5 protein-coding genes are annotated in these 5,754 nt (G+C 71.3%); 3 read left to right on the top strand and 2 right to left on the bottom strand.

What is annotated here, in order from left to right; genetic code table 11:
* On the top strand, positions 1 to 1,240 hold a 1,240-nt coding region (locus L810_RS42480; protein WP_042978368.1), incomplete at its 5' end, for a cryptochrome/photolyase family protein.
* 135 nt (positions 1,241 to 1,375) lie between these two features.
* Here L810_RS42480 and L810_RS42490 read toward each other — a convergent pair.
* Both L810_RS42490 and L810_RS42495 read right to left on the bottom strand, forming a co-directional pair.
* The gene (locus L810_RS42490; RefSeq protein WP_042978369.1) at positions 1,376 to 2,605 is read right to left on the bottom strand and encodes an MFS transporter; all 1,230 of its coding nucleotides are present in this window, start codon (positions 2,603 to 2,605) and stop codon (positions 1,376 to 1,378) included.
* A 199-nt stretch (positions 2,606 to 2,804) separates the two neighbouring features.
* A complete protein-coding gene (locus L810_RS42495) occupies positions 2,805 to 3,746 on the bottom strand; it encodes a LysR substrate-binding domain-containing protein (RefSeq protein WP_021164264.1) in 942 nt (313 codons plus the stop codon).
* Positions 3,747 to 3,997: 251 nt separating this feature from the next.
* Here L810_RS42495 and L810_RS42500 point away from each other — a divergent pair, with 251 nt between their 5' ends.
* Together L810_RS42500 and L810_RS42505 are read left to right on the top strand one after the other, a co-directional pair.
* Positions 3,998 to 5,038 carry an alpha/beta hydrolase family protein gene (locus L810_RS42500; RefSeq protein ID WP_021164265.1) on the top strand — a complete coding sequence of 347 codons (1,041 nt, stop codon included), beginning with the start codon at positions 3,998 to 4,000 and terminating at the stop codon, positions 5,036 to 5,038.
* A 183-nt stretch (positions 5,039 to 5,221) separates the two neighbouring features.
* Positions 5,222 to 5,754 (top strand): 4'-phosphopantetheinyl transferase family protein (locus tag L810_RS42505; RefSeq protein ID WP_042978370.1); only part of this gene is annotated, 533 nt, incomplete at its 3' end.

Below are 5,754 nucleotides of genomic sequence, written 5' to 3' on the forward strand. Positions count from 1 at the left end.
GTTGCGCGGCGACGCGCCGCGCGAGATCGAACGCGTCGTGCACGACACGGGTGCGCAAGCGGTGTACTGGAACCGTCGTTATGCGCAACCGCAGCGCGACGCCGATGCGGCGCTGAAGGCGTCGCTCAAGGCGCGCGGCGTCACGGTCGAGAGCAGCAACGGCAGCCTGTTGAACGAGCCGTGGGAGGTGCTGACGGGCAGCGGCGGGCCGTACCAGGTGTTCACCGCGTACTGGCGAGCGGCACGCCGCGATCGCGCGGTGGCCGCGCCGCTGCCCGAGCCGGAACGGATCGGGTTTCATCGCTGGCCGAAGGCCCTGAGCGACCGCGCGCTGGCGCTCGATGCGCTGACGTTGCGTCCGTCGGCGCCGGATTGGGCCGGCGGCCTGCGCGACGCGTGGCCCGCGCCCGACGAAGGCGGCGCGCACGCGCAGCTCGACGCGTTTCTGACGACGTCGCTCGCCGATTACGCGGATGCGCGCGACCGTCCCGACCGGCCCGCGACGAGCCGGCTGTCGCCGTTCCTGCGCTTCGGCAACGTGTCGCCGCGACAGGTGTGGCACGCGGTGCAGGGCGCCGCGCAGGCCGGCGGCGCGGCATGCGCGGCGGGCGCCGACAAGTTCCTGAGCGAACTCGGCTGGCGTGAATTCAGCTACACGCTGCTGTACCACTTTCCGGCACTCGCGACCGACAATTTCCGCGCGCAGTTCGATGCGATGCCGTGGCGCGACGATCCCGCCGCGCTGCGCGCGTGGCAGCGCGGGCTGACCGGCTATCCGCTCGTCGATGCGGGCCTGCGCGAGCTGTGGACGACCGGCTGGATGCACAACCGCGTGCGGATGGTCGTCGCGTCGTTCCTGATCAAGCATTTGCTGATCGACTGGCGCGCGGGCGAAGCGTGGTTCTGGGACACGCTGGTCGACGCCGATCCCGCGAACAACGCGGCGAGCTGGCAGTGGGTGGCCGGCTGCGGTGCCGACGCCGCGCCGTATTTCCGCATCTTCAATCCGGTCGCGCAGGGGCGGAAGTTCGACCCGGACGGCGCGTACGTGCGGCGCTGGGTGCCCGAGCTGACCGGCCTCGACGCCGCATCGATCCACGCGCCGTGGGAGGCCTCGCCGCTGGAGCTCGAAGCGGCCGGCGTGCGGCTCGGCGTCGACTACCCGGAGCCGCTCGTCGAGCATGCGGCGGCGCGTGCCCGCGCGCTCGATGCACTGGCCGCATTGCCGAAGCGCCGCTGACCGCCCGCCCCGGGTTGCCGCGTCAATTGCAGAACGCGACGTGTTCGAGCAGCGCGTACGCGACGCCCGAATCGAAGTAGGCCGCGCCGCACCACGCGACGAACGCGAGCGTGCCGGCGGCCAGTGCCGCGCGGATCATGCCCACGCCGCGTTGCCCGCTGCCGGACGCGCGACGCGCGCGTCGTTGATCGGCAGGTGCAGCAGCGCCGCGAGTACGCCGAGCGCGATCGAGCCGATCCACAGCGGCATGTACGAATGCGTCGCGTCGTACACGAGCGCACCGAGCCAGACACCGAAGAAGCTGCCGAGCTGGTGCCCGAAGAACACGAAGCCGAACAGCGTCGCGATGTAGCGCACGCCGAACACCTGCGAGATCACGCCGTTCGTCAGCGGCACGGTGCCGAGCCACGTGAACCCCATGACGGCCGCGAACACGTAGACGCTCGCGGGCGACAGCGGCGCGGCGACGAACACGGCCATCGTGAGCGCACGCACGAGGTACAGCACCGACAGCACGTACTTGCGTCGCAGCAGCCCGCCGAGATGGCCGCACGCATAGGTGCCGGCCACGTTGGTCAGCGCGATCAGCGCGAGCGCGACGCTCGCGTGGCGCGCCGGCAGCCCGTGATCCAGCAGGTACGCGGGAAGATGCGTCGCGACGAAGGCGAGCTGGAAGCCGCACGCGAAGAAACCCGCGTTCAGCAGCCAGAAGCCGCGATGCGCGAATGCCTCGCGCACGGCTTCGCCGATCGACTGGTCGGGGCCGGCGGCGCCGGCAACCTGCGCGGGCCGGTCGCGCAGCAGCACGGCGAGCGGCGCGAGCACCACCGCGACGAGCGCCAGTGCGATGAACGCATGCCGCCAGCCGATGCCGCCGATCAGCTCCTGCGCGACGGGCACCATGCAGAACTGGCCGAGCCCGCCGATCGCGCCTGCGACGCCGAGCGCCCAGCCGCGCCGGTCGGGTGGGAACAGGCGGCTCAGCGCGCCGTAGATCGATGCGAACGCCGAGCCCGACAGCGCGATGCCGATTACGAGCCCGGCACCGACCGTGAACATGCCGGTCGTCGCCGCATGCGCCATCGTGACGAGCCCGGCCGCATAGAGCAGCATCCCGGCGACGATCACGCGCAGCGACCCGAAACGATCGGCGACCATGCCCGTGAACGGCTGCGCGACGCCCCAGATCAGGTTCTGCAGCGCCAGCGCGAACCCGAATGTTTCGCGCGACCAGCCGTGATCGAGCGACACCGGCGCGAGGAACAGGCCCTGCACGTGGCGGATGCCGAGCGCGGCGCCCATGATCAGGCCGCCGGCCAGTACGGGCAGCCAGCGGCGGCGGACTTCGTGCTCGATCGGGGTCATGCGTGTCTCCGGAAGGGGGCGCGGCAAAACGGCCGCGCTCGATCCGATTAGACGAGCGGGCCCGTCGACGCTCAAGCGATCATTCGGTCAGGTTGGCATGCGTGTGGGGAATGCGACGAAGGGCGCGGGGGATCGGGCGGGCCCGGCCTGGGCCGGCGGCATTCGCCGAACCGGCTCCGGCTCCGGCTTCGGCTTCGGCCTATGCCGACGCCGTATCGTGCGCACGCATTGCGATATCGCATTCGGCTGCTTCGGCGAGCATCCAGTCGCGGACCTCGGCGACTTCGCGGCGCGGTGCCGGATCGTGCTGGAACAGCCAGTAGCCGTACGCTTCCGACAGCGCCTGCGTGTGCGGCCCGAGCACCGCGAGCCGCCCGTCCGCGAGCATCGGCGCGACGAGCGCGAGCCGCCCGAGCGCGACGCCCTGGCCCGCGATCGCGGCCTGGATCACCTGGTCGTACTGGTTGAAGCGCAGCACGCCTTTCGGGCGCGCGTCGCCGAGCCCTGCCGCGAGCAGGTGCGTGCGCCATTGCAGTTGCGGCTGCGGCGGGCCGTCGAATTCGAGCAGAACGTGGTCGGCGATCGCGGGCGCGTTCGTGACGGGCCGTGCGGCGAGCGCGGGATGGGCGACCGGCACGACGATCTCGTCGAACAGGTGCAGCGCGCCGGCTGGCGCGCGCTCGCGCGGGCAATAGCGGACGCCGAGGTCGATGCCTTCGGCGCGCAAATCGAGTACCTTGTCGTTCGCGGCGACGCGCAGGTCGATCTCCGGCAGGCGCGCCTGCAGCCGCCCGAGCCGCGGCAGCAACCACAGCGCGGTGACGCCGATGCTCGCGGTGATCGTGACGGGCTGGCGCTCGCGTGCGGCGGCGAGCGACGCGACGGTGTCCTGCAGGCTGTGCAGGGCCGCATCGGCGACACGAAACAGCCGCTCGCCTTCCGGCGTGAACGCGATTTTCCGGTAGCCGCGCTGCAGCAGCGCGACGCCGAGATGCGCTTCGAGCGCGTGCACCTGGCGGCTGACCGCCGATTGCGTGACGCACAGATCCTGCGCGGCGAGCGTGATGCTCATGCGGCGGCCGACGGCGACGAAACCGCGGACGAGGTCGAGCGACGGGAGGCGGACGAGTGGCGTTGACATGCGCGTGACTCATGCGAACGGAGCAGCAAGATTGGTTGAGAACGCGGGGCGCGTCAAGTTCAATGGAGGCTGGCGCGGGGAGTGCGGGGGCTGACCGTGAGGCATGGGGTTTGGGTAAGCGCTGAAGTGCTAACTCGGGTGACCGCGAAGCATGGGATTCGGGTTAGCGCTAAAGCGCCAACCCGGACCGACCGCGAAGCATGGGGTCCGAGTAAGCGCTAAAGCGCTAACTCGGACCGACAGGAGACTCGATGACGATTTCGAACGAAAGCAGCGGGACGACGCAGGGCAGCCGTGCGGCAGGCGCATTGCCGCCCGAGCCCGTGACGCTGCGTGCGGCCGACGGCTATGAATTGCGCGGCCATGTGTGGCGCCATCGCGGCGGCAGCGCCGCGCGGCCCGTGACGGTCATCAATTGCGCGACATCGGTGCGTTGCGACTACTACTTTCGTTTCGCGGCCTGGTTGTTTTCACAGGGGCGCGACGTGCTCGTCTACGACTATCGCGGCATCGGCGGGTCGCGCCCGGCGCAGCTCGCGAAGCTGCGCGCGAACTGGCTCGACTGGGGGCGGCTCGATTGCGACGCCGCGCTGCAGTACGCGCGCGACGCGTTTCCGGGCCAGCCGATCGACGTGGTCGCGCACAGCATCGGCGGCTTCGCGCTCGGGCTCGCGGCATCGAACGCTCACGTGCGGCACGCGGTGACGGTCGGCGCGCAGTACGCGTACTGGCGCGATTACCTGCCGGCCGAACGGCGGCGCATGTGGTGGAAGTGGCACGTTGCGATGCCGCTGCTCGCGGCCGTGTTCGGCTACGTGCCCGCGAAGCGGCTCGGCTGGATGGAGGACACGCCGCGCGGCGTCGCGTTGTCGTGGGTGCGCTCGCAGGCGCGCTTCGAGGATGGTTATACGCGCGGCCTGCTCGCCGAACCCGCCGCAAGCCGCGCCGCGTTGCCCACCCGCTTCGCGGGACTGTCGGCGCCGATGCTCGCGATCGGCCTCGACGACGACGGGTTCGGCACGGTCGAGGCGATCGAGCGGCTGGTCGGCTACTACACGGGCAGCGACGTCACGCATCTGCGGATCGCGCCGGCCGACATCGGTGTCGATGCGATCGGCCATTTCGCGTTTTTCCACAGCCGCTTCACCGACACGCTGTGGCCGCTCGCGTTGTACTGGCTGCAGCACGGCGTGCTGCCGGCCGATGCGCCGGGCCACGTGCATGCGCTTCACCCGGCGTCGCGCGGGCGAGGGACGGGCAGCGGCGTGCCGGGCGTCGCCGCGAACGGGTGAGGCGCGGCGGCTGCCCGGTGCGTCGCGGGCATGGCGTGCTGCCGTGCGCGGCCTTCGCATGCGGCTCATGAAGCCGCTCCGATTCGATGTAGCCGCGGCGAGTCGCACACGGGCCGGTTCATACGCCGGCGCGATCGATTAACATCGGGCGTTTCCTTTCACGGCACAGGCTGCTGCGCACCGATGTCCATTCCGTCCGATTCCGCCTCTCCGGCCGACACCGCCCGCGCATGGCGCGTGCACGCGCTCGATGTGCCGCCCGCCGCTGCACGCGCGGGTGTGCGGGTCGCGCGTATCGATTTCGACTGGAGCGTGCCGCTCGCGTCGCCGGCCTATGCGGCGCTGAGCGATGACGAGCGCGCGCGTGCCGCGCGCTTCATGCGTCACGAGGATGCGGTACGCAGTGCCGCGACGCGTGCCGCGCTGCGCGACGTGCTCGGCGCGGCCCTCGGTGTCGCGCCGCATGCGGTCGCGATCGTCGTCGACGCATCGGGGCGGCCGTCGCCGGCCCCCGCGCATCGGACGTCACTCGATTTCAACGTGTCGCATGCGGGCGATCATGCCTTGCTCGCGTGGGCGCCCGCGGGCCGCGTCGGTGTCGATATCGAGTGCTGCGACCGCGCGGCCGACTGGCGTGCGCTGACACGCGAAGTCTGCGCGCCCGCCGAGGCTGCGTGGCTCGACAGCGTGTCGCCCGCCGCGCGCGCGGCGGCGTT

The organism is Burkholderia sp. AU4i (assembly GCF_000466765.1).
Lineage (GTDB): Bacteria > Pseudomonadota > Gammaproteobacteria > Burkholderiales > Burkholderiaceae > Burkholderia > Burkholderia cepacia.